19 protein-coding genes are annotated in these 23,357 nt (G+C 71.4%); 12 read left to right on the forward strand and 7 right to left on the reverse strand.

Annotated features, from left to right (window positions below; all coding sequences use genetic code 11):
- Window positions 1–295 precede the first annotated feature (295 nt).
- The gene (locus ACH34R_RS39790; RefSeq protein ID WP_397566789.1) at window positions 296–3,136 is read right to left on the reverse strand and encodes an ATP-binding protein; all 2,841 of its coding nucleotides are present in this window, start codon (window positions 3,134–3,136) and stop codon (window positions 296–298) included.
- A gap of 124 nt (window positions 3,137–3,260) precedes the next feature.
- On the opposite strand from ACH34R_RS39790, the gene ACH34R_RS39795 reads away from it, so the two are divergent.
- A complete protein-coding gene (locus ACH34R_RS39795) occupies window positions 3,261–3,878 on the forward strand; it encodes a dihydrofolate reductase family protein (protein ID WP_397566790.1) in 618 nt (205 codons plus the stop codon).
- A gap of 81 nt (window positions 3,879–3,959) precedes the next feature.
- Here the strand turns inward: ACH34R_RS39795 and ACH34R_RS39800 are convergent, their stop codons facing one another.
- The 6 genes from ACH34R_RS39800 to ACH34R_RS39825 form a co-directional block, all read right to left on the reverse strand.
- Window positions 3,960–5,594 carry a DUF885 domain-containing protein gene (locus tag ACH34R_RS39800; RefSeq protein WP_397566791.1) on the reverse strand — a complete coding sequence of 545 codons (1,635 nt, stop codon included), beginning with the start codon at window positions 5,592–5,594 and terminating at the stop codon, window positions 3,960–3,962.
- 37 nt (window positions 5,595–5,631) lie between these two features.
- A complete protein-coding gene (locus ACH34R_RS39805) occupies window positions 5,632–6,591 on the reverse strand; it encodes an ABC transporter permease (RefSeq protein WP_397566792.1) in 960 nt (319 codons plus the stop codon).
- A gap of 3 nt (window positions 6,592–6,594) precedes the next feature.
- Window positions 6,595–7,527, reverse strand: coding sequence for an ABC transporter permease (locus tag ACH34R_RS39810; RefSeq protein ID WP_397566793.1), 933 nt, complete (start codon window positions 7,525–7,527; stop codon window positions 6,595–6,597).
- Between the two features lie 62 nt (window positions 7,528–7,589).
- Window positions 7,590–9,455, reverse strand: coding sequence for an ABC transporter ATP-binding protein (locus ACH34R_RS39815; protein ID WP_397566794.1), 1,866 nt, complete (start codon window positions 9,453–9,455; stop codon window positions 7,590–7,592).
- 79 nt (window positions 9,456–9,534) lie between these two features.
- Entirely contained in the window at window positions 9,535–11,292 is a 1,758-nt protein-coding gene (locus ACH34R_RS39820; RefSeq protein WP_397566795.1) for an ABC transporter substrate-binding protein, read from the reverse strand.
- A 106-nt stretch (window positions 11,293–11,398) separates the two neighbouring features.
- Complete coding sequence (locus ACH34R_RS39825; protein ID WP_397566796.1) at window positions 11,399–12,907, reverse strand: aminopeptidase P family protein; 1,509 nt, start codon at window positions 12,905–12,907, stop codon at window positions 11,399–11,401.
- Between the two features lie 125 nt (window positions 12,908–13,032).
- Between ACH34R_RS39825 and ACH34R_RS39830 the strand changes: the two genes are divergently transcribed.
- The 11 genes from ACH34R_RS39830 (at window position 13,033) to ACH34R_RS39880 (ending at window position 23,336) form a co-directional block, all read left to right on the forward strand.
- Window positions 13,033–13,569: a cupin domain-containing protein gene (locus tag ACH34R_RS39830; RefSeq protein ID WP_397566797.1), complete on the forward strand. Its 537-nt coding sequence runs from the start codon at window positions 13,033–13,035 to the stop codon at window positions 13,567–13,569.
- Between the two features lie 140 nt (window positions 13,570–13,709).
- Complete coding sequence (locus tag ACH34R_RS39835; RefSeq protein WP_397566798.1) at window positions 13,710–14,633, forward strand: dihydrodipicolinate synthase family protein; 924 nt, start codon at window positions 13,710–13,712, stop codon at window positions 14,631–14,633.
- Window positions 14,634–14,641: 8 nt separating this feature from the next.
- Window positions 14,642–15,817, forward strand: a complete 1,176-nt coding sequence (locus tag ACH34R_RS39840; protein ID WP_397566799.1) for an NAD(P)/FAD-dependent oxidoreductase — start codon at window positions 14,642–14,644, stop codon at window positions 15,815–15,817.
- Between the two features lie 32 nt (window positions 15,818–15,849).
- A complete protein-coding gene (locus ACH34R_RS39845) occupies window positions 15,850–16,137 on the forward strand; it encodes a (2Fe-2S)-binding protein (protein WP_397566800.1) in 288 nt (95 codons plus the stop codon).
- The gene (locus tag ACH34R_RS39850) at window positions 16,134–17,561 is read left to right on the forward strand and encodes an FAD-dependent oxidoreductase (protein ID WP_397566801.1); all 1,428 of its coding nucleotides are present in this window, start codon (window positions 16,134–16,136) and stop codon (window positions 17,559–17,561) included. Before ACH34R_RS39845 ends, ACH34R_RS39850 begins: the two co-directional genes overlap by 4 nt.
- 50 nt (window positions 17,562–17,611) lie before the next feature.
- Window positions 17,612–18,811, forward strand: a complete 1,200-nt coding sequence (locus ACH34R_RS39855) for an amidohydrolase family protein (protein ID WP_397566802.1) — start codon at window positions 17,612–17,614, stop codon at window positions 18,809–18,811.
- 481 nt (window positions 18,812–19,292) lie between these two features.
- The gene (locus ACH34R_RS39860) at window positions 19,293–20,339 is read left to right on the forward strand and encodes an MFS transporter (protein ID WP_397566803.1); all 1,047 of its coding nucleotides are present in this window, start codon (window positions 19,293–19,295) and stop codon (window positions 20,337–20,339) included.
- A 41-nt stretch (window positions 20,340–20,380) separates the two neighbouring features.
- Window positions 20,381–21,175 (forward strand): MFS transporter, encoded by a 795-nt coding sequence (locus ACH34R_RS39865; RefSeq protein ID WP_397566804.1) that lies wholly within the window; start codon window positions 20,381–20,383, stop codon window positions 21,173–21,175.
- The gene (locus tag ACH34R_RS39870) at window positions 21,151–21,462 is read left to right on the forward strand and encodes a hypothetical protein (protein ID WP_397566805.1); all 312 of its coding nucleotides are present in this window, start codon (window positions 21,151–21,153) and stop codon (window positions 21,460–21,462) included. Before ACH34R_RS39865 ends, ACH34R_RS39870 begins: the two co-directional genes overlap by 25 nt.
- 347 nt (window positions 21,463–21,809) lie before the next feature.
- Complete coding sequence (locus tag ACH34R_RS39875; protein ID WP_397566806.1) at window positions 21,810–22,973, forward strand: serine hydrolase domain-containing protein; 1,164 nt, start codon at window positions 21,810–21,812, stop codon at window positions 22,971–22,973.
- A gap of 72 nt (window positions 22,974–23,045) precedes the next feature.
- Entirely contained in the window at window positions 23,046–23,336 is a 291-nt protein-coding gene (locus tag ACH34R_RS39880) for a hypothetical protein (protein ID WP_397566807.1), read from the forward strand.
- Window positions 23,337–23,357: the final 21 nt, after the last annotated feature.

Raw genomic sequence — 23,357 nt, forward strand, 5'->3', positions numbered from 1 at the left:
CAGTTCCCACTGGGCGTCGGTCAGGTCGGAGGGGTAGCGATCAGGGGACACCGGGCCAGCTTGACGGTCCCGGGCCCGATGATCACGCCGCCACGCCGGACATGAATGATCTTCTCAAACACGCTCTAAGAGGCCTTCGGGGTCGTACTGATTGATCAGTACACGGACGGCAGCGGTTATCTGATCATCTCTCATGGCTCCAGCATGCCCCCGGCGCACTGGACAACCTGGGCCGAGAGGATGCCGGCCGCGCCCAGCGGGGACACGTTGCTGTCGGCAGACGCTTTTTCGATCGTCAGTGTCGGGTGGTGAACAGGTTGGCTTGGTGGGCTTGGGCGGCGGCCTCTGTTCTGGTGGTGACGTTGAGTTTGGTGAGGATTCTGGCCACGTGGGTGGCGACGGTGGTGGGGGCGATGAAGAGGTCCTCGGCGATCTGGGGGTTGGAGCGGCCGAGAGTGAGCAGGCGCAGGACGTCCAGTTCGCGGTTGGTGAGGTTGAAGGGGTTGCTCGTGGGGGTGGGGGTTGCCTCGTCGAGGCGGCCCCGGGCGATGAGGTCGTCGATGCGGGTCAGGAGTGGGGTCGCGTTCAGGTCGGTGGCGATGGTGTGGGCCTCGCGGAGGCGGGAGCGGGCGCCGGGGCGGTTGTTGGTCGCCAGGGCTGTCGTCGCCGCGTCGGTCAGGACGACCGCTGCCTCATGGCGGTTGCCGAGGTCGCGCCAGGCGGTGGCGGCCTGGTCCCAGGCGGGCAGGCTGTCGGGGGTGGCCGTCGCATGGAAGGTGAGCCGGTAGGCGTCGAGCGTCGGGGTGGTGGTGTGCACGGTGTCGACGATGCGGTGGAGCTCGGCGAGCCGGTCGGTGACTTCGCGGGCGACCTGGCGATTGCGCGGGGCTGAGGCCCGCCGTACCCGCTGAACGCGGGCACCGAGGACGGCGAGCCGCAGCAGGTGGTGCGCCGGCCAGGCCGTCGGCGGTGTCAGGTGCTCGTCGAGGATGCGGTCCGCCGAGTCCGCGTCACCCTGATCGAGCGCCCAGGCGATCCGTTGCAGGGCCAGCCCGGCGTTCGCCTCGGTCGCTCGGAGCGTGTGCCGGGCGAACTCGGTCAACTGACGCATCAGAGACTCGAAGCGGCTGGTCTCGCCGCGGCAGCGTGCGATATCGGCCGCCGCCAGTCGCAGGTACGCGGCGTACAGCGGCGGAGGGCCTTCGGCCAGGGCGTCCTGGACGATCACAAGGGCCTCATCCCATCGGCCCAGGAAGATCAGGGAGAAGGCGCGTGCCGCGGCGAGCATGCTGCCGCGAGATCGGGTCTGGCCAAGCCGTTCGGCCGCCTCCTGCCCGGCCTGGGCCATGTCCGCCGCCTGCGCGTACTGGCCGGAGGCCTCGACGACATCGGCCTCCCACTGGAAGGTGGTCAGGAAAGTGTGCTCGTCCCCGGCCGCTTCCGCGATACGGCGAGCCTCGGCGAAGGTGCGCCTGGCCGATTCCAGGCGCCCCGCGGTGCCGTCAAGCTGGGCCAATACCAGCAGGGCAGGCGCTCGGAGCCGGTCGTCGCCGAGTCGTTCCGCCAGGTGCAATGCCTCGGCCGCGTGGCGGCGTACCTGATCGGGGTGATGTGCCACGACGCCGATGAAGGCCAGCGTGGACAGCAGCCGGCTGCGCAGCTCGTCCGAGTGGCCTGGTGGTACCAGCGCGACGGCTCGCTCCAGGTCGTGGGCTCCGGAGCCGTCGGTGCGGTTCTGCATGCGACCGCGCAGGCCGAGCAGCGCGGCCACCCGGCGCGGGTCCACCGCCGGGTCGAACAGGTCCAAGGCGGCGGTGCAGTAGGCGATGCCGGCCGCGGACCTGCCTGCCGCGAAGGCCGCGGTGGCCGCCTGTTCGAGTACGACCGAGCGGTCGGCACCGATGAGGCGTTCCGGGCCTTCGACCTCGGTCCATCGGGTCAGAACCTGGTCGATCAGGTGGAGCTGCTCGTCGTAGGCGTTCTGGCGGCCGGCGCGGGCAGCGGCTCGCCACGCGGCGGGCAACGCGCGCGCGAACTCCCCGGCGGCGATCCAGTGCTCCGCCAGCGCGGCGCTGTCAGGCGCGCGCGAGGCGAGGGCGACTGCGTAGTCGGCGTGCATGCGCCGCCGCTTCGCCGGGAGCAGTGAGGAGTACACCGCCTCCCTGATCAGGTCATGCCGGACCGAATACCCTCCCCGTCCGGCTACCACCAGTTCCCTTCCGACAAGGTCGGTCAGCGGTTCCTCGGGCAGGAACTCGTCGGTGAGCTCCGCACCGGCCACCGCGAGGCGTTCCATCGCCTCGCGTGCGGGGCCGGGCAGGGCGTCGATGCGGTCCAGCAGAAGGGTCTTCAGGTCATCGGCCGCCGACTCGTCGGAGTCGCGCAGCACATCGACGAACAGCGGGTTGCCGCCGCTGCGCCGGTGGATCTCCATGCTCCTGACCAGGTCCGGCGGCTGTCCTTCGACGGTTGTGAGCAGTTCGGTGACGTGTTCGTGTGCCAGAGGGCCGAGGTTCAGGCGTACCACATCGCCGCCGCGGCCCAGCTCGGCGAGCAGGCGCCGGTTCGGGTGGCCGGCGGCGAGCTCGCCTGTCCGGACGGTGCCGATCAGCAGGACGGCACTGCCCGCGAGATTGCGGGCCAGGTAGGCGAACAGCTCCCGGCTCGCGGCGTCGGCCCAGTGCAGGTCTTCGATCACGAGTACGGCAGGCACGACCTCGGTCACCTGGCTGATCAATGCCAGCATCTCTTCCAGCAGCCTGGTCCGCCCGTACCGGCGTGGCGCCGGGCCGAGTTCGGGCAGCCAGTCTCCGAGCGCGGACCCCGCCGGCGGCAGCAGGCGCTTCACTCGTTCAAGCCCAAGCCGACGGACGATGTCCCGTACGACGGCCACGAACGGCACGTAAGGAGAACCTTCCGCGCCGAGCTCCAGGCAGCCGCCGACCAGGACCAGCGGCTCGCCGGGAAGCTCGCGCGTCGCGGCCGACACCAGCCGGGACTTGCCGATGCCCGCCTCACCGGAGACGAGCACGGTGACAGGACCACCCGTCCGAGCCCGCTCGTAGGCCGCCTGGATCGCAGTGCTCTGCGCGTCCCGGCCGACCAGTACCGGACCGGCGACCGATCCGTCCGTCACCCTGCCGCCCCCCAAATCCGGACTCGATGTCACCAAGTCTGATGACGACAGCATGCCACCTGGTAGGACAGCCTGTTCTGGCGGGAATCGGCCGAAGGTAGGCCGTCGAACGGAAGGAACCGCTATGTCCAATAACATCGAACCGCAGCGCAAGGTCATAGCCGACGCCGTCGTCTCCATGGACGGGTACACCAGTACGGGACCCGATGACGACATGAGCTGGGCCATGGAGCACATCTCCAGTGACGAGAGCGAGGTCTTCTATGAGGGGATCTGGCGTGGTGTGACCACCGCGCTCGTGGGCCGGACCAACTGGGAGGGCTTCACCTCCGTATGGCCCGGCCTGACCAGCGACCCGAACAGTTCGGCCCGGACTCGTGATCTGGGCAACTGGCTCGCCACCGTCGAGAAGGTCGTCTTCTCCACGACGCTGCAGCAAGCGGACCTGGACAAGACCGAATGGACCAACGCCCGGATCTCCCGTGATCTCGAAGCGGAGGTCCGGTCACTCAAGACCGCACCGGGCCGGGACATTCTCGTCCTGAACAGCGCCAGCATCATCCAATCACTGCTCAAGGCGGACCTCATCGATGAGCTCTACCTGACCGTCGTTCCGGCAACGCTCGGTACGGGAGTACGCCTGCTCCCCGACGGCCTCGCATCACGGTGGCGACTCGCCCAGGCCACCACCATCCCCACCACAGGCGCCGTCGCCCTCTGCTACCGGCGTCCCTCCTCATGAGGTTCGAGGGGCGCAGGCCCAGGCCGGTTCTGCCGGTGACGAATCGATGGCCCAATGTGTGCGTGTGTGCGTGACCGACCACTAAGGCATGCCCTGGGTGGTCCGCAGGGCGTGTTCGAGGGGAGCGAGGCCCATGGGGCCGAGGTTGAGCGCGGTCATGTGGAACTCTTTGAGGTCGAAGGCTCCGATCGTGCGTCGCTGCGTTTCCGCGCGGATCTGCTGCCAGATTCGGGCGCCGACCTTGAAAGCGAGCGCCTGTCCGGGCCAGCCCAGGTAGCGGTCGACCTCGAACGCGGCGGTGGCGGGGTGCAGCCCGGCCGATGCGGTGAGGAACCCGGCCGCGACGGACGGCGTCCAGCGGGCCGCTTCGACCACGCCGTTGCCCGCCGGAATCGGCAGGTCCAGGTGCAGCCCGAGGTCGATGACGATCCGGGCCGCCCGCCAGATCTGCGCGTAGATCATGCCGAGGCGTTCGGCCGGATCGTCCAGGAGACCCAACTCGGCGGCGAGTTGTTCCGCATAGTGCGCCCAGCCTTCGGCGTAGCCGTGGATTTCGCACAGGAAGCGCTGCCAGGGGTGGAGATCGTGCCGGCCGAGGGTGATGGCGAACTGGAGGTGGTGGCCGGGGAGCCCTTCGTGGTGCACCGTGCTCACCTCACGCCACGTTGCGACCCGCTCACTGCCCGGCGGTACGGCCCACCACACCCGTCCCGGACGACCGGCTCCGGGCTCCGGGGGCGTGTAGTACATGACGCCCGCACCCGAGGTGTCCAGCCGGGCCTCGACACGGCGCAGGGCGGGCGGGAGGTCGAAGGACACACCGTCGAGGGTGTCGGTCAGAGCGTCCAGTCTGGTCTGAAGCCAGGCGCGCAGCGGTTCCCCTGTGGCGACCTGATGGGCGGGAGCGGCGTCCAGGGCGGCGATGGCGGTGGCGAGGTCCGGTTCTCCGGTGAGTTCGGCGGCCAGGGTGCGGGCCTCCCGGGTCAGGCGGGCCATTTCCGCCCAGCCGTAGGCGTACAGCTCGTCCGGGTCGGCTTCGGTGCCGAGGAAGGCGCGGGAGGTGATCGCGTACAGGTCGGCGCCCGCGCCTAGGGCCGTGGAGGACTCCGGGAGCCCGCTCCGCAGGAATGTGGCGAAGGCGGCCATCTCCGCACTGGCCCGCTGCGCGGCGGCGGTGAGTCCGGGGTGGTCGCGGGCCAAGCCGAGGTAGAAGTTCGAGCCGTCCGGGGCGACCCACGACTCGCACTGCGCGGCCAGCAGGAGCGCCTGCCGGCGCGAGACGCGGTGGCCCTCGCGCACCGCCGAGCGCAGTGTCCGGCGGTACTGCCCCAGGGCCTCCGGGACACGTTCCAGGTGCGCGGCGATGGTCGCGGGGTCGTCCGGGAGGTCGTCGAAGACCTGCCGCAGATGATGGACCGGGGTGGCCAGCGGGGCCAGCAGCGTGGTGGTGAACCCGGCCTCGTGGAGGTCGTTCTCGCTGTTCAGGCGTTCGGTCAGGGCCGCCGCGAGGATACGGTCGGCAGGAGTGTCCGCCGGGGTGGCCGCCAGGGCGGCGACGGTCCGGCGGGCCAGCGCGGCTCGTTCCGCGAACGCCTCCGGCGACAGATCCGGGACCCGGTTCACATCGGTCCGGCCGAGCGCGACGGCGGCCCGCGGGTCGAGCGCGGCGAGCGCGGCGACATAGTCGTCCGCGACGAGATGTACTGCTGACGGCACTGTCACTTCCTGACGAGGTCGGCGGGGCGGCATCCTTTCAGGACACGCGCACCCGGGTGTCGAGAACGGTGTACAGGATGTCCACCACGATGTTGACGACGACGACACAGAAGGCCGCGAAGATCACCACGCCGATGATCACCGGACGGTCCTGCGTGGTCACGCTGGTCACCATGAGCTTGCCTACGCCGAGCAGGCCGAACACCTGCTCGGTGACCACGGCGCCGCCGAGCATGGTGCCGAGGTCCACGCCGAGCTGCGAGATGAGCGGCGTCAGGGAGTTGCGCAGGCCGTGGACGTAGGCCACCCGGGTCTCGCCCAGCCCCTTGGCGCGGGCGGTGCGGATGAAGTCCTCGCCGAGCACGTCGAGCATCTGACCGCGGGTCAGGCGGGCGTAGACCGCGGCGGTGACGAACGCGAGCGTGAGCCAGGGCAGCAGCAGGTGCCAGGCCCAGCCGAGGGGGTCCTCGGTGAACGGCACGTAGCCGCCGGCCGGGAACAGGGTGAGCCCGGCCTTGCTGGGCAGGTAGAACAGCGCGTAGATGGCCAGCATCCCGAGGACGAACGTGGGGAACGACAGCCCGGTCATGGTGACGACCGACCCGACGCGGTCCCGGAGCGATCCGGGGCGGCGGGCCGACATGATCCCGGCCGGGATGCCGATCGCCAGCCACAGCACGACGGCTCCGGCGATGAGGGAGAGCGTGACCGGAAGGTGGCCGAGGATGACGTCCAGCACCGGCTGCTGGTTGCGGTAGGAGTAGCCGAGGTCGCCGCGCACGAGGTTGCCGACGAAGCGGAGGTACTGCTCGTGGATGGGGGCGTCGAGCCCGAGGCTGCGGGTGACCTGGGCCAGGATCTCCGGTGACGCCTGGTCGCCGGCGATGGCGCGGGCGGGGTCGCCCGGGGCCAGGTAGAACATGAGGAAGACGGCGAGGCTGATCACCCACAGCACGCCCAGGCCGTGCAGCACTCGCGTCACAAGATGTCTGGCCATGGTTCAGATGCCTTTGGTCGTGCGGCGTGAGCGCGGGTCCAGTACGTCGCGGAGACTGTCGCCGAGCACGTTGAAGGCGACGGTGGTGGCGAGCAGGATGAGGCCGGGTACCAGGACGAGCCACCAGGCGACCAGGTACATCGAGTTGCCGGACGCTTCGGCGAGCATGCCTCCCCAGGTGGGGGTGGGCGGTACGACGCCGAGCCCGAGGAAGGACAGCGTCGACTCGAACACGATCGCCTGCGGGATCATCAGCGTCGCGTAGATCACGATGGGGACGGTGAGGTTGGGCAGGACGTCCCGGACGATGATCCTCCCCCGGGACGCCCCCAGGGAGCGGGCGGCCTCGATGTACTCGCGTTCCCTGATGGACAGCACCTGGCCGCGTACGACGCGGGCGATGGCCCCCCAGGAGAAGAAGGCGATGACGATGACGCTGACCTGGGCGCTGGGGCCGACGAGGGACACCAGCGCGATGGCGAACAGGAGGAAGGGAAGGCTCATCACCAGGTCGATCACGCGCGACAGGACGGCGTCGGCGACACCGCGGAAGTAGCCGGCGACGGTTCCGACCACGACGCCGATGGTGACCGCGACGGCCGACGCGGCGACCCCGACCAGCAAGGAGACCCGGCTGCCGTAGACGGCGCGTACCAGGACGTCCCGGCCGAGCTGGTCGGCGCCCAGCCAGAACTCCGCGCCGGGGCCGACGGGGATGCCGGCCTCCGACAGCCCGGTCTCGTTGAACTGCTCGTTGGGCCCGTGCCCGGTCAGCGCCGCGACCAGGGGCGCGGCCACGGCGAGCAGCACGATGAAGATGACGAAGGCCCCGGAGACGACGAACGCGGGCTCCCTGCGCAACCGCCGCCAGCCGTCCGCGAGGGGCCCTGGCGCGCTCCCTTGGACGCCGGCCTGCGTCCGGTCGGAAGCGGTCACGGGTCTCTCCTCTCGTGCGGGCCGGGCCGCGGGCGGCTGCGGCCCGATGGGTTCGGTGGTGTTCACGCGGGCTGCTCCCCGCTCGGCGTGACGCGCCGGCGGGCGCGTTCGGGGTCTCCGCCGGACGGCATGGCCGACAGCAACGCCCGGGTGTAGGGGTGCGCCGGGGCGGTGGTGACCTGCTCACTGTCGCCGACCTCGACGAGCCTGCCCTGGTACATGACGCCGATGCGGTCGCTGACGTGCCGGACGACCGACAGGTCGTGGGTGATGAAGACGTACGTGAGGTCGAAGGACGCCTGAAGGTCGGCGAGCAGGTTGAGGACCTGCGCCTGGACCGAGACGTCGAGGGCGGACACCGGTTCGTCGCAGATGATGATCCGAGGCCGCAGCGCCAGGGCGCGGGCGATGCCGATGCGCTGCCGCTGACCGCCGGAGAACTCCGCCGGGAAGCGGTTGTGGTGCCCGGCGTCGAGGCCCACGGTCTCCATGAGTTCCTGGACCCGGCGGCGCAGTTCCCGGCCCGCCGCCTGGCGGTGGACGACGAAGGGCTCGGCGATGATGGAGCCGACGCGGCGGCGGGGGTTGAGGGAGCCGTACGGGTCCTGGAAGACGACCTGGACGTCGCGGCGGACGGCCTGCCACACGCGCGGGTCCAGGGTGGAGGCGTCGGCGCCGTTGATCTCCAGCCGTCCGGACGTGATCGGGTGCAGCCCGGCGAGGCAGCGGGCGAGGGTGGACTTGCCGCAGCCGGACTCGCCGACCAGGCCGAACGTCTCGCCCTGACGTAGTTCGAGGTCGATGCCGTCCAGGGCGCGAACCCCCGCGCGCCGGCGGCGGAACAGGCCGCCGGTTCCCTCGAACGTCTTGACGATGCCCTCGGCGCGGATCAGCACGGGCCGTTCGGCGGGCGGCGTCCGGGCGGCCTCGGGGGGACGCGGTCGCGGCGGGTCCGCCGGGGGCGGTGCCGGGACGTCCTGGAACCGGCAGGCCCAGCCCGCGGTGCCGGCCGGGTCGGTGCGCGCCGGCGGGCGCTCGCTCGCGCACTCCGCGACGGCGATCGGACAGCGGGGATGGAAGACGCAGCCGCCGGGCGGGGAGATCAGGCTGGGCGGGCGGCCACTGATCGTGCGCAGCCGCCCCTTGCCGGCGTGCCGGGCCGGGGAGGATTCGAGCAGCCCTCGCGTGTAGGGGTGGCGGGGGTTGCCGAAGATCTCCTGGCGGGTGCCGATCTCCATGCGGCGGCCGGCGTACATCACCATGACCCGGTCCGCGATGTCGGCGAGGACCTCCAGGTCATGGGTGATCATGATGATGGAGGTGCCGTACTCCTCCTGGATGGAGGCGAACAGCTCCAGGATCTGCGCCTGCACGGTGGCGTCCAGCGCGGTGGTCGGTTCGTCGGCGATGATCAGCGCGGGGTTGAGGGCCAGCGCCATGGCGATCATCGCGCGCTGGCGCATGCCGCCGGAGAAGTGGTGGGGGTACTCCTCCGCCCGGCGGGCCGGGTCCGGTATCCCGACCCGGGCGAGCATGGCCACGGCCCGCGCCTTGGCCTCCTTGCGGGTGACGCGCTCATGGGCGCGTACCATCTCGGCGATCTGCCGGCCCACGGTGAAGTTCGGGTGCAGGCTGCTGAGCGGGTCCTGGAAGATCATGCCGATCCGCCTGCCGCGCAGCGCCCGCAGTTCCGACGGCGGCAGGGCGAGCAGGTCGCGGCCGTCGAAGAGCGCGCTGCCGGAGGTTCGCACCCCCGGCATCAGCCCGGTCAGCGTGCTCATGCCGACGCTCTTGCCGGACCCCGACTCCCCGACGATGCCGAACAGTTCTCCGGCCGCCACGGAGAAGGACAGGTCGTCCACCGCCTGCACGAGGCCGTCCGCGGTGGGGATGCGGACCGACAGGGCGGATACGTCGAGTAGGGTCACGGTTTCGCTCGTTCCATTTCCGGCGGTGTTTTCCAGGTGCCCGTTCCTCCCCAGGAAGGCCGGAGGAACGGGCCGAGGGTCACTTCTTCAGCCAGACCAGGGTCCAGTCGGGCCACTTGCTGAGGCTGTTGGCGACGGCGCCGGCCGTCCGGGGGCCCGCGTACAGGGCCTGGTTGCGCACGGCGATCGGGATCAGTGGCAGGTCGGCCATGACCATCTGGTCGATCCGGTGCCACAACTCGGCTGCGGTCTTCTCGTCCACGGCCGCCAGGGCCTTGTCCGCCAGGGCGTCGGCCTCGGGGTTGCTGTAGTGGCCGTAGTTGTAGGAGCCGCTGACCGAGGGCTTGCGGATCAGCGGGTCGTAGACGGTCCGGTTGGAGGCGCCGGGCGCGTCCGGGGCCCAGCCGGCCGGGGCGATGTCCCAGCGGCCGGAGGTCTGGGCCTCGTCGTTGGTGAGCCACTTGCCGTAGTAGTCGGTCGGGGTGACCGGGATCAGCTTCAGGGTGATGCCGGCCTTGGCGAGCCCCGCCTGGAGGGACTGGGCGATCTGCGGGTACTGGTCCTTGGTGCGGTAGGGCATCTTGAGCGTGAGGCCGCCGGGGTAACCGGCCTCGGCCAGCAGCTTCCTGGCCTTCTCCGGGTCGCCGCGGTGGTCGGGGGTGGGGTACGGGTCGAACGGCTTGAAGCCGATCAGCGTGGAGACGAACAACTGGTTCTGGATCTCGCCGATCGCGGCGCCGCCCTGGGCCTGGAGCACGGCCTTCTTGTCGACGGCGTAGGCCAGGGCCTGACGGACCTTCGGCTTGGACAGGGCCTTGCCGACGTTGGGGCTGCGCAGGTTGAGGGCGAGATACGGCTCGATGGCGCCGGTCTTGACGATCAGCAGCCGGTCGTCCTGGGTGGCCGCCAGGCCGGGCAGCAGCGCGGGCGGCACGGTGGTGTCCCACGGCAGGTCCATGGTGCCGGCCTGAAGTTGCTGCATGACCGAGTCCTGCGTGGCCCCGAAGGAGATCTCGATCTGGTCGACGTACGCCTTGCGCAGCGGGTCGGACGCCGCCTTCCAGGCGGGGTTGCGGACGAGGACGAGTTTCTTGTCCGCCTGGTACTCGCCGATCCGGTAGGGCCCGCTGGAGATGAAGTCGCGGCGATAGTCGGGCGAGTCGGGCAGGTGGTCCAGGCTTTCGACGGGGGCGGGGCTGGCGGGGACGAGGGCGAGCAGGTTGGTGAAGTCGCCCATCGCGGAGGTGAGCTGGAACGTGACCTTCAGCTCGCCGTCCGCCTCGATCCCGGAGATGTCGGTCTTCTCGACATATTCCTTGATCGCCTTGATGTCCTTGGCGACCTTGCCGAAGCCGTCGCAGAAGGAGCGCATGCCCTTGATCGCGTCGACGAAGTAGGCGGCGCCCACGCTGGGCACGACCGGATTGCACAGTCGCTTGAAGCCCCGCTCGACGTCTTCGGCGGTGATCTGCCGGGGGCCGCCGGAGATGTCCCAGGTCGCGCCCTCGCGCAGGGTGAAGGTGAAGGACTTGGCGTCCTCGGGGGCGGGCACCTCGGTGGCCAGGTCCGGCACGAGGCCGATGGCCGCCCGCTCGTCCGTGGTGGTGGGGAAGGTGACCAGTTGGCGGCTGATCGCGCGCATCAGCGCGGTGGTGTTGGGCGCGGAGACGCTGGCGGTGTCCAGGTGGTCCACGTCGGCCGCGCCCAGCAGTTTGAGCGTGCCGCCGCGCTGGGGCTGCCCCGCGGGCTGGGCGGCGCCCGTGCCGCCGGAGGAGGAGCAGCCCGCCATGGCCACCACTGCGGCGGCCATGGTGGCCGTGAGTCTGATCGTCTTCATCGATTGGCGTCCTTACCGCGTTTCGGCCGCGCTGAGCCGGATTACTTGGGGGTCGTGCCGGGCGCGGGGATCGATTCCGGTCGTCCGGTCCGGGGTTGGAGAAGGCTCAGGCGTCGCCGTCCCGAGCGCGTAGGGCGGCCATCCACGTCTCCACCTCGGCCGCCTCGCGGGGCAGCATGTGCGAGAGAAGTTCGTATCCGTCGGCCGTCACCACGAGGTCGTCTTCGATCCGCACGCCGATGCCGCGCAACTCCTCGGGCACGGTCAGGTCGTCGTCCTGGAAGTAGAGGCCGGGTTCGCAGGTGAAGACGTGGCCTTCGGTGAGGCGGCCCTCAAGGTAGTGCGGGGCGCGGGCCCTGGCGCAGTCGTGGACGTCGAGGCCGAGCATGTGGCCGATGCCGTGCCGGGTGTAGCGGCGGTGCAGTCCGCTGTCCTCGCGCAGCGACTCCTCGGCGCTGACCGGGAGGATGCCCCAGTCGGCCAGTCCTTCGGCCAGCGTGCGGATCGCGGCCTCGTTGAAGTCGCGGACCGTGGTGCCGGGCCGTACCGTGGCCAGCGAGGACTCCTGCGCCCTGAGCACCAGGTCGTACACCTCGCGCTGGGCGGCGGTGTACCGGCCGTCTACCGGGAGGGTCCGGGTGATGTCGGCGGTGTAGAGGGAGCGTGTCTCCACGCCCGCGTCCATCAGCAGCATCGTGCCGGGGACCACGGGGCCGTCGTTGCGGGTCCAGTGCAGGGCGGTGGCGCGGGGGCCGGAGGCGACGATGGTCTGGTAGCCGACATCGTTGCCCTCGACCCGGGCGCGCATGAAGAACGCGGCCTCCGGCCACCGCTCGCCGGCCGCGACGGCGCGGTCCATCGAGCGGACGACGTCCTCGAAGCCGCGGGCGGTGGCGGCCACCGCGGCGCGCAACTGGTCCAGCTCCCAGGGGTCCTTGACCGCGCGCAGTTCGCTGAGCACCGCCGCGAGTTCCCCGTCGAGATAGGGGTCGTCCTGCGGGACGGCGGCGTCCACGACCGGGTCCATGCCGCGGAGCACGCGTCCCCCGCCGCCGGCCTCGGCGGCGAACCGGTCCACGTGCCGGACCTCGATTCCGTAGGCGATCTCGGTCTGCCGCAACGACCTGCGCGGCCCGACGTAGAACTCGCCGAAGGCGCCGTCGAACACGTCGTCGGGGTCGCCGCGGTCCGAGCCCGGCCGGGTGTAGAGCACGGCGTCGTGGCCGCCGGGAACCGGTTCGAGTACCAAAACCGCCTCGGGCTCCTGGTCGCCGGTCGCCCACACGTAGTCGCTGCCCGGACGGAACGGGTACTGGCAGTCGTTCACCCGGGTCTTGAGCCGCCCCGAGGGCACGATGAGGCGTTCCCCGGGAAAGTGGCCGGACAGGCGAGCGCGACGTCGGGCGGCATGCGAAGCGACCTCGGCAGGACTTTCCCGCAACGGAGTACGCTCCCCCCAGCCTTCGGCAAGATAGGCGCGCAGGGCGGCAGAGAACGGTGGCTTGAAGTAACCGGTGTCAAGCGATGGACGGTCGGGCATACGTGGATTCCCTCTCGGTTTCGGCCACGTTGAGCTGTGCGGTTGGCGTGCTCGCGCTCCTGGCCGAGACCGCATCGCGGGCGGTCGTTCATCCGGGCCGCTCGCTGCAACTAACTATGCTGAACAATGTTTGACCACATTAAGCACTCTGTTTATCGTAGTCAAGCATGTTCATAGGGATCGAACAGATGGGGGACTCAATGCTCGGTGACCGCCTCCGCGAACTGCGTCAGAGGCGCGGGCTCACCTTGCGGGAACTCGCCGGACAGGCACACGTCTCGGCGGCGCTCCTCAGCCAGATCGAGAACGGGAACGCCGATCCCAGCGTGGCGACCCTGCGGAAGCTCGCCAAGGTGTTCGACGCCGACATCTCCTCGCTGTTCAGTGACCCCAACGCACCTTCCGTTCACATTAGTCGGCCTGGTGAGCGTCACCTGCTGTCGGCCCCCCGGGGGCAGATCAGCTACGAGCGGCTCACCCCCGGCCGCGGCGACCTGGAGGTACTGCGCGCGGACCTGGCCCCCGGTGACGCCAGTTCGGCCGAACCGTGGTCGCACCCCTCCAGCGAATGCGCACTGATACTGAGCGGCCGGATCGTGGTGTCGATCAACGGCGAGGACCACGAACTGCTCACCGGCGAGTCGGTGACCTTCGACTCGCGCCTTCCGCATCGCTACGTCAACGACTCCGCCGAGCCGGCCAGCCTGGTCATCGCCGTCACGCCCCCCACTCCCTGACCTGATCCGGCCGGGCGACGCCTCGTCGTCCCGCCCGCCTGCTCATGTTTAATGTGGTTGCACGCTTGTTAGTGTGGTGAAATAAGGTCGTTCCCCGTGAGCCGCATCCCGCCCGCCCGGCCTCGCAGAAAGGCTCTCTGATGGATCGTTCCGCCGTCGACTGGCATGGCTACATTCCGGCCGTCACCACACCGTTCGCCGAAGACGGCGCCCTCGACCTCGCCGCCCTTGCCGTCCAGCTCGAATGGATGGTCGATGAGCGGCTGCCCGGCATCGTGCTCGCCGGCACCACCGGCGAATGGTTCAGCATGACCGAGCGTGAGCGCGCCACCCTGTTCGAGGCCGCGGCCAAGGCCATCGCCGGCCGGATCACCGTCATCGCGGGCTGCACCGCCTACACCGCGGACGAGGCGATCCGGCACGCGCACGCCGCCGAGCGGGCCGGCTGCGACGGCATCCTGCTCACGCCGCCGCCCTACCTGGTGCCCGGAGCGGATGAGATCGTCGCCTTCTACCAGGAGGTGTCCGCCGCGATCGGCCTGCCGATCTGCGTCTACAACTGGCCCCGCGGCACCAACGTGGACATGTCCGCCGACCTGCTGTCCCGCCTGGCCGAGGTGGAGAACGTCGTCGCGATCAAGAACTCCACGGGAGACTTCGCCGCCTGGATCGAGGGCCTCTACCGGCTCAAGGACCAGGTCCGTTACTTCGGCTTCCCGATGAACGAGGTGGGCATCACGCTGCTGCGGCACGTCGGCGGCGACGGCACGATGGGCGCGGGTGCCGTCCTGGGCAGGGAGCACGCCGACTTCTTCCGGCACGTCGCCGCGGGCGACCTGGACGCGGCCCGCCGCTGCGGCGAGCGTGACCGGGTGCTGATGGAGCGCTGGTTCACCCGTGACCTGGGCCCGCGCTTCGCGAGCGCCCAGGCGGTGCTCAAGGCCGCGCTGCGGATGCGCGGCGTCCCGGCCGGCCACGTCCGCCGCCCGCTGCTCCCGCTGACGTCCGAGCAACTCGACCAGGTCGCGGCCACCATGGACGAACTCGGCCTGAGGGCCGCCTGAGGCCCCCGGTGAACTGCGATGTCGTCGTGGTCGGCGGCGGGCTGCTGGGCGCCGCCGCCGCCTACCACCTCGCCTCCGCGGGGGCGTCGGTCCTGCTGCTCGAACGCGACCAGCTCGGCCTCCAGGCCTCCGGCCAGAACGCGGGCAGCCTGCACTTCCAGCTCGAATACCGGATGTTCGAGCACGGTGCCGCACAGGCGGAGCAGAACGCCCGGGCGCTGCCGCTGCACGTCGACGCCGCCCGCGCGTGGGGCGAGCTGGAGGAGCGGGTGGGCGAGCCGGCCGGTGTGGTCCGCTCCGGCGGGCTGATGCTCGCCGGCACCTCCGAGCAGGCGGACTTCCTCGCGCGAAAGGCGGACCTGGAGACCGGCCACGGCCTGCCGATCGAACTGCTCGACGGCCCGGCGCTGCGCACGGTCGCGCCGTACCTGTCCCCCCGGATCGTGGCGGCGGCACTGTGCCCGGTGGAGGGCAAGGCCGATCCGCGCCGCGTCACCCACGTCTACGCCCGTGCCGCGCGCAGGCACGGCGCGCTGATCCGCACGGGGGCGCGGGTCACCGGGCTCGTCCCCGACGGCGGCCGGTGGCGGGTGACCGTCGCCGCGCCGGACCGGCCCCAGCGGATCTCCGCCCGCCAGGTCCTGATCGCCGCGGGCGTGTGGACCGGCGAGGTGGCCCAGCTCGCCGACGTGCGCCTGCCCGTGGTGCCGGTCGCGCTCACCATGTCGGTGACCGAGCGCGCCCGGCCGTTCCTGCCCCACCTGGTGCAGCACGCCGGACGCAGGCTCTCGATGAAGCAGACCGCCGAGGGCAACGTGCTGATCGGCGGAGGCTGGCCGGCCACACTCGTCGCCAGAGACGGGCGGGTCGACCTGTCGGCCGGCCCGCGGCCCCGGCTCGACTCCATCCGCGGCAACGCCGCCGCCGCGCTGGTGGTGCCGCAGGTGGCCGCGCTGCGCCTGCTGCGGGTGTGGACGGGCACGACCGCGCTGCTGCCCGACCAGCTTCCCCTGCTCGGCGAGATCCCCAGACGGCCGGGCCTGTACGTCGCGACCGGCGGTTCGGCGTTCACCCTGGGGCCCACCTACGCGCGGCTGATGGCCGGGATGCTGGCGGGTGAGCGGCCCGACCTGCCGGTGGCGGAGTACGCGCCCGCCCGGTTCGGCCACCTCACGTTCGGCTGAGTTCGGCTGTGTTCGGCTGAGAAGGAGAGAGCATGTGGAGGCGTCGCGTGCCCGCCGACGGCGGGCGGCCCGAGCCGGTCGAGATCGTCGTGGACGACCGCGTGGTCCGGGCCTACGCCGGCGAGCCGCTGGTCGTGCCGTTGCTGGCGGCCGGCGTCGGCGCGTTCCGCCGTACGCCGGCGGGCAGGCCCAGGGCGCCGCTGTGCAACATGGGCGCCTGCTTCGACTGCGCGGTGGAGGTGGACGGCAGGCACGGCGTACGCTCCTGCGTCACCCCCGTGGCCGGCGGCATGCGCGTCCGGACGGGTGAGGCGCGGTGAGCCGCGCCGACGTCGTCGTGGTGGGGGCCGGGCCCGCGGGCCTCGCCGCGACGGCCCGCCTGTCCCGGGCCGGGCTCTCCGTCGAGGTCGTGGACGAGCAGCGCGCCGCCGGCGGGCAGATCTGGCGCCGGCCGTCGGACGCCGCCCCCAGGTCTACCGTCCGCGATCCGCTGCGCCGCCGGCTGCTGGCGGCGGCCCGGGCGGCACGCGGCGCGACCTGGCGTTACTCGACGCTGGCGTGGGGCGTCTTCGACGACATCGGGCACGGCGGGCACGTCGTCGGCGTCCTCGGCCCTTCGGGAGTCGAGGAAGTGCGCGCGGAGTCCCTGGTTGTGACCTCCGGCGCCTACGACCTGCCGGCCGCGCTGCCCGGCTGGACGCTGCCCGGCGTACTCACCGTGGGCGGCGTGCAGACCCTGCTCAAGGCCGGAGGTCTCGTGCCGGCCGGGCCGGTCGTGCTGGCGGGTGCCCATCCGCTCCTGTTCGTCGCCGCCGCCCAGCTCGTGGCGGCCGGGGTGGAGGTCGCGGAGGTGGCGATGGCAGGGCCGCGCCCGGGGCCCGCCGCCGCGGCCCGCTCGGCTTCCGCCGCCCTGTGGGGGGCGGCCAAACTGGCCGAGGGCGGGCGGGCGCTGGCCACGCTGAGGTCGGCGGGTGTGCCTGTGCGGTGGTCGACGCTGCCCCGGCGGATCCTCGCCGCCCCAGAAGGGGACGAGCGGGTCGCGGCGGTCGAGCTGGTCAGGGTGGACGCGCGCTGGCGACCACGAGGACCCGCCCGACGCGTCGCCTGCGACGTGGTGGCGCTCTGCTTCGGCTTCCTGGCCTCGGCGGAGTTGGCACGGCAGGCGGGCTGCGCCGTACGGTGGGCGCCCGCCGAGGGCGGCTGGGTCGTGGTGCATGATCGGTGGCAGCAGTCGACCGTGCCGGGCCTGTTCGTGGCCGGAGAGGTGACGGGGGTCGCGGGCGCCGAGCAGGCCGCCGCCGAAGGGCACCTGGCGGCGCTCGGCCTGCTGCGCCGGCTGGGGCGGCCGGTCACCGCCGCCGAGGAGCGCCGCGCCCGGCGCGCACTGGCCAGGACCAGCCGCTTCGCGGCCGTGGTCGGCCGCGAGTTCGCGCCCCGCCTGGACGCGCTGGCGCGGCTGGCGGACGAGGACACGATCGTGTGCCGCTGCGAGGAGGTGACCGCGGGGCAGATACGGCGCGAGCTGGCCGGCCATCCGTACGTCACCACCGTCAACGCGGCGAAGCTGCTCACCCGCTGCGGCATGGGGGCGTGCCAGGGCCGATACTGCGGCGTGACGCTCGCCCACCTGGTCGCCGAGCACGGCGGCCGGCCCGTGGCGGAGGCGGGCGTGTTCACCGCCCGCGCCCCGGTGAAGCCGCTGACCGTGGCGGAACTGGCGGCACCGGAGGACACCCCGCCGTGACCCGCGGTCGCGGACACATACGGCGTAATGGTAAGCGTGAAGGTGGAGCGATGAAGGAATGCGGCACGGTGTGGCTGGCCGGAGGACACATCGTCGATGTGGACCGGGGAACCGTCCTGCGCGATCACAACGTGCGGGTCGAGGACGGGGTGATCGCCGAGGTCGGCACGGCCGCCCCGCCTCGCGGGGCGCGGGTGATCGACGTCGCGGGCCGCCACCTGCTGCCCGGCCTGATCTCCTGTCACACCCACCTGTCGCTGGTCTTCCCGTTCGCCGACTTCGACCCGGCGGAGCCGGGCGTGCTGACCGCGTTCCGGGCCGCGCAGCGGGCGTACGAGGCACTGCGGGCCGGGGTGACGACCGTGCGCTGCGTTCACGAGCAGAACCGCGCGGACCTGTTCCTGCGTCAGGCAATGGGGCGCGGCTGGTTCCGCGGCCCCCGCGTGTTCGCCGCCGGCCAGGCCATCAGCACACCCGGTGGCCACGGGTCCACCATCGGCTCTGTGCTCGCCGGTGGCGGCGAGGAGTTCCACAGGGCGGCCCTGGCCGAACTCGCGGCGGGCGCGGACCACGTCAAGGTCTTCATCAACGGCGGCATCGCCGCCGCCGGCGAGGACGTCACCGCCCCGGAGATGAGCGACGAGGAGATCGCCGCCACGGTGCGCGCGGCGGATGAGCACGGCGCGTACGTGGTCGCCCACGCCGGGCACTCGACCGCGATCCGCCAGGCGCTCGCCCTTGGCGTACGCTCCTTCGAGCACGTCTACGACCTGGACGAGGAGACCGCCGGACTTCTGGCCGCCGCCGGCGCCTACGTCACCCCGACCCTCTGCGTGACCAGGTCCGAGCCGTGGATGCGGGCACACGACTTCGCCGAAGCGACGATCGAGAACGCCCGAGCGCAGAACGAGGTGCACCTGCGCAGCGTCCGCAACGCGATCAAGGCCGGGGTACGGCTGGTCAACGGCACCGACATCCCGCCCGGCGACGACGTCGGCGGCGTCCCCGCCGTCATCCACGAGCTGGAACTGTTGCACGAAGCCGGGCTCAGCCGGCTGGACGCCCTCCGCTCCGTCACGACGACCGCCGCCCGGTTGCTCCGCGCCGACACCCGGATCGGCCGCGTGGCCTGCGGCTTCGCCGCCGACTTCGTCGCGGTGACCGGTGACCCGCTCGCGGACCTGGCCGCCATGCGCGACATCTCACTCGTCGTCCACGCAGGCGTGCCCATCAGAGAAGACCTGCGCTGACCAGCGTCCGAAGACTTCGAGTGCGCCGTGTGGGCGGTAGGCCGAGCGGTCCGTACGTGATGGGCGCCACTGGCACCGGGGCGCGAAGAGAGGTGTAAAGGATCACAGCGCCGGCGTCGGCTGATCCCGGGCGGTCCACTGGCCACGCAACCGATCAGGGACGCCGGGGATCACCAGAGCGCTTGCGGTAGGCACGCTGCCTGCAAGCCTGTGAGCAGTACGTGCGGCGACGTCCGCGCGCGGGCTGCGCTACCCGCCGACCACATTCCGTGCATCTCGGATGGGCGGCCACTTCTATTTCGTCACTGTCATCGCCCCCGGCGCTTGTTTTGTCACGCGGCGCCGGGCCGCAGGGCCATCGCCGATGGCCGGCGGCAGTGCGGGAGGCGGAAACGAGGTCGGGGTCGTCGATGCGCCCCCGTGGCGTGTGCATGGCCAGTTCCTTGTCGAACACGGTGCACTCCATGGCGATGTCATCCCCGTGACACCACAGCAGGTGTTCCAGGTACGCGCGGGCCGTGCCCAACTGCTCGACCTGCCGGTCGATGCGCTCGATCTGCTCCGTGACGGCATGCCGCCAGAGATGGCGCTGATCGCCACGTTGCTCGCGCTGATGCCCCTGGACCCCGTCCGCGACCTGCCCGCGACGCTGGCCCTGCTGGTGCTGGTCCTGGCGCTGTCGGTGGTACACGACGTGGCGCTCAACGGCCTGGCGGTGCTCCTGGTGCCGACGGCCGCGCGCGGCACGGCCAACGGCATCCAGATCGCCTCGGCCAGCGCGTCCATCCTCATCGGCTCCTCCGGCGCGCTGCTGCTGTACGCCCACGCAGGCTGGGGGCCCACGCTGGGCGCCCTGGCCGCGATCTACACCCTGCCTCTGGCCGTGCTGGCCCGCCTGGCCGAACCACCGGCCCCCCGGGCGCGACGCGCCCCGTGGCGGGAACTGGCCGGCGTCTTCCACGAACGCCGGATGGCCGTGTGGGCACTGATCGTGATCCCGGTGTACGCCATGAGCGAGTGGCTGGCGAGCGCGCCCCAGTCCGCCATGCTCCTGGCCGCGGGTTGGCCGCTGGACCGCATCGCCCTCGTCCAGTTCGTGGCGACCACCGTCCAGGTCTTCACCGCGCTCGGCACCGGCGCCGCCATCTCCCGCTACGGCCTGCGGCGGCCCGCACTGGCGATCGGCGTGCTGGGTCTCGCGGCCGTGGCCGGTCTCCTGCCTCTGGCGGCAGGCCAGGCCAGTACGGTGCCGACCGGGATCGTCCTGGTCGTCCTGTCCGCGGTGTACGGGGCCAAGCTCACCTGGATCTCCACCGTCTCCATGGACTTCGCCCACCGCTCCTCGGCGTCGGCGGCCACCCGTTTCACGGTGCCCATGTCGATCGAGGGCATCTTCGTGACCATCATCAGCTCGGCCGGCCTCGGGCTCGCCGGGGCGATCGGATTCCCCTGGCTCATCGCCGGCGCCCTCGTCGCCGGCGTCATCGGCACCGCCCTCGCGCCCCGATGGATTCGCCGCCACACCTGATCCGCCATTCCGAAGAAAGAGTCAAGAGTCATATGTCTGCAATGACCGCTGCCACCAGCCCGGCCCCGCCCCGGAAGGCCGGCATCGGCCTCATCGTCACGGTGTACCTGGTGGCCTACATCGCCCTGCTGGACGTCAACGTCGTGGTCATCGCGCTGCCGTCCATGCAGTCCGAACTCGGCGCGTCCGGCGGAGCCCTGCAATGGGTGGTCGGCGCGTACACGTTGTGCCTGTCCACGCTCGCGCTGTCGGCGGGCGCGCTGGGAGACCGCTACGGGCGCAAGCGGGTGTTCCTCACCGGAGTCGCCCTCTTCACCCTGGGCTCCGCGATCTGCGCCGTCGCCCCGTCCCCCCTCGTACTGATCGCCGGCCGCTTCGTTCAAGGCGCGGGAGCAGCCGTGGCGGTCCCTGGCACCCTGTCACTGATCGCCCAGAGCTATCCCGATCCCGCCCGGCGGGCCAAGGTCATCGGCGGCTGGGGCACGGTGGCCGGAGTCGCCGGCCTGACCGGGCCCGTGCTCGGCGGCCTGCTGGTCAACGCGTTCGGCTGGCCGTCGATCTTCCTGATCAACCTGCCGCTGGGGCTGGTCGCGCTCGTCGTCGGATGGCGGTGCGTGCCCGAGTCGGCCGATCCCGCGCACGCCGCGCTCGACCCCGCCGGACAGGCGCTCGGTGTCCTGTGGCTCGGCGCGCTGTCGTACGGGCTGATCAACGCGGGCGACCACGGCTGGAACACGCCCTCGACCATCGTCGCCCTGGCCGTCGGCGCGGTCGCGCTGATGGTGTTCCTCTCACCGCCACGGTCCTGGCCATGCTCGGCGCCGGATACGGGCTGACGGTCCCGCCGTCCAATGCGGCGGCCATGGCCGCGGCGGGCCGCGAGCGCAGCGGCGTCGCCGCCGCCACCATCAACGCGGTCCGGCAGGCCGGCACCTCCCTGGGTATCGCCCTGCTCGGCACGCTGCTGGCCGTCGGCCGTGACGGGGCCGGCCACGCCTCCTACGAGCAGGCCTACACCGGGGGACTGCACCTTGTCGCCGTCGTGGCCGCCGCCGTGGCGCTCGCCACGGCGGTGCTGGTCGCCCTGACCATGCGTCCGGGCGACCACACCGACGACAGGTGACCGCTGCCCACAGCACGGCTGGTCAAGAGGTGCGGAGCCGCACGCCTTCGTGCGCAACCAGGACACAGGCCCGCACCTCGCGACCGACACACCGGATCGGTACCCTCAGCCGGCACCGCCGTTGCCGCAAGCGTCAGGTACGCGAGGGCGGTCAGCCGGCGTACGGGTGCCGCGAAGAGTGTCATGGCAGTCATCGCTAGAGCAGTGCTTGTTTCCGCACGGTTTTCGCCGCCACGCCGATCGAGGGCGGAAACCGTGCGGAAACCCCGCCTGGTCTAGGCATGAATCCGAACGTCGCGGCCGGCGCCACCGCTGGACCGCGGTACCCCGACGGAAGGAACTCCCTCGTGAATCGTGTGACGGCGGCCGGCCTCGCCGGACTGGCCTGCGCCATGCTCACGCTGAGCACTCTGCCCGCCGCGGCGGAGCCTGCTGCGAACCGGGCTCGGCCGGGCGACGTGCAGCAGGCGCTGGAGGCCCTGGCCAAGTCCCCTGAGGTGGTGGGCGCCATCGGCGAGGTCTACGTCGACGGCAAGCGCGTCGGCAAGGGCTCGGCCGGCACCCGCCTGCTGAACGGCAAGGGCGGCAAGATCCCGACCGGGTCACGCTTCCGGGTCGGCTCCCAGACCAAGCAGATGACCGGCGTCGTGGTGCTGCAACTGGTCAAGGAGGGCAAGCTCAAGCTCGACGACAAGCTCAGCGATCTGCTCCCGGAGGTGGCCGAGAAGGACCTGGTGGAACGGGCCGGCGAGATCACTCTGCAGCAACTCGTCCAGCACACCTCCGGCATCCCCAACTTCTTCGACGAGAAGCTGGTCGGCACCTTCGACTTCACCACCTATTACCCGCCGATCGAACTGGTGCAGAAGTCCCGCACCCTGCCCCGGACCCAGGAGCCGGGCGAGAAGTTCTCCTATTCCAACACCAATTACATGCTGCTGGGCCTGATCATCGAGAAGTACACCAAGCACACCCTGGCCGCCGAGTTCGAGCGGCGCGTCTTCGATCCCGTCGGCATGGACGACTCCTACCTGCCCACCAAGTTCCCCGGCGGCATCGAGGGCCCGCACGGCCACGGCTACTTCCCCGACGGCACGGGCAAGCCGCGCGATGTGGACCGGCTCAACATGAGCTACGGCTACGCCGCCGGCGGCGTCATCTCCACCGCGCACGACATCAGCGCCTTCCAGCGGGCCTTCGCCCAGAACCGGATGCTGCCCGAAGATCTGAAGAAGGTGCTCATGGGACCGCCGAGAAGCGCGCCACAGCCCTCCGGGCAGCCGCCCGAGGGCGGGGACGGCCGGCGGCAGCCCGCGCTGCCGTGCGGGGGCGAGCCGGTGATCATGCCGCTCAAGGGCAGCGCCCCCGGCTTCAACGCGGTCACCTTCACCTCACCCGACGGCCGGATGCAGTTCGCCCTGTCGGCCACCCTGGCCGTCTCCAACATCGACGAATCGGTGCATCCGCTCCTGGTCAAGGCCGCCGAAGCGGTCTTCTGCCCGCAGAAGTGAGCCGAGGGTCGTGCGGTGCCATCCCGGCGTCAGGCTGCGTACGGGCAGCACCTGGAGCCGCGACCTGCTGGTATGGAACCGGTCGAAGGCACGGCTGGGCTGGCGGCAACAGTACCTGTGGCCGGAGGCCGGGTCAGCCGGTTGGGGTGGGAGACGATGGGCGCGGGGCTGTGGTGCGTCATCGACCCCGGCAGCGGTGACCATGGCGTGAGCAGGTCATGGGTGGTACCGGAGGACGTCGTGCTCTTGGAGACGAAGGGCGGGCCGCGCCGCGTCCCGCCGCGCTGCGGGAGTGCCTCGGCCGCCGCCGCATGGCTGCGCGAGTCGAAGAAGGACTATCGCCCGCCGTCCCTGAGCTACTGAACCCGTCCCAACGCCAGGTCC

Source organism: Spongiactinospora sp. 9N601, assembly GCF_044326295.1.
Taxonomy (GTDB): Bacteria; Actinomycetota; Actinomycetes; order Streptosporangiales; family Streptosporangiaceae; genus Spongiactinospora; species Spongiactinospora gelatinilytica.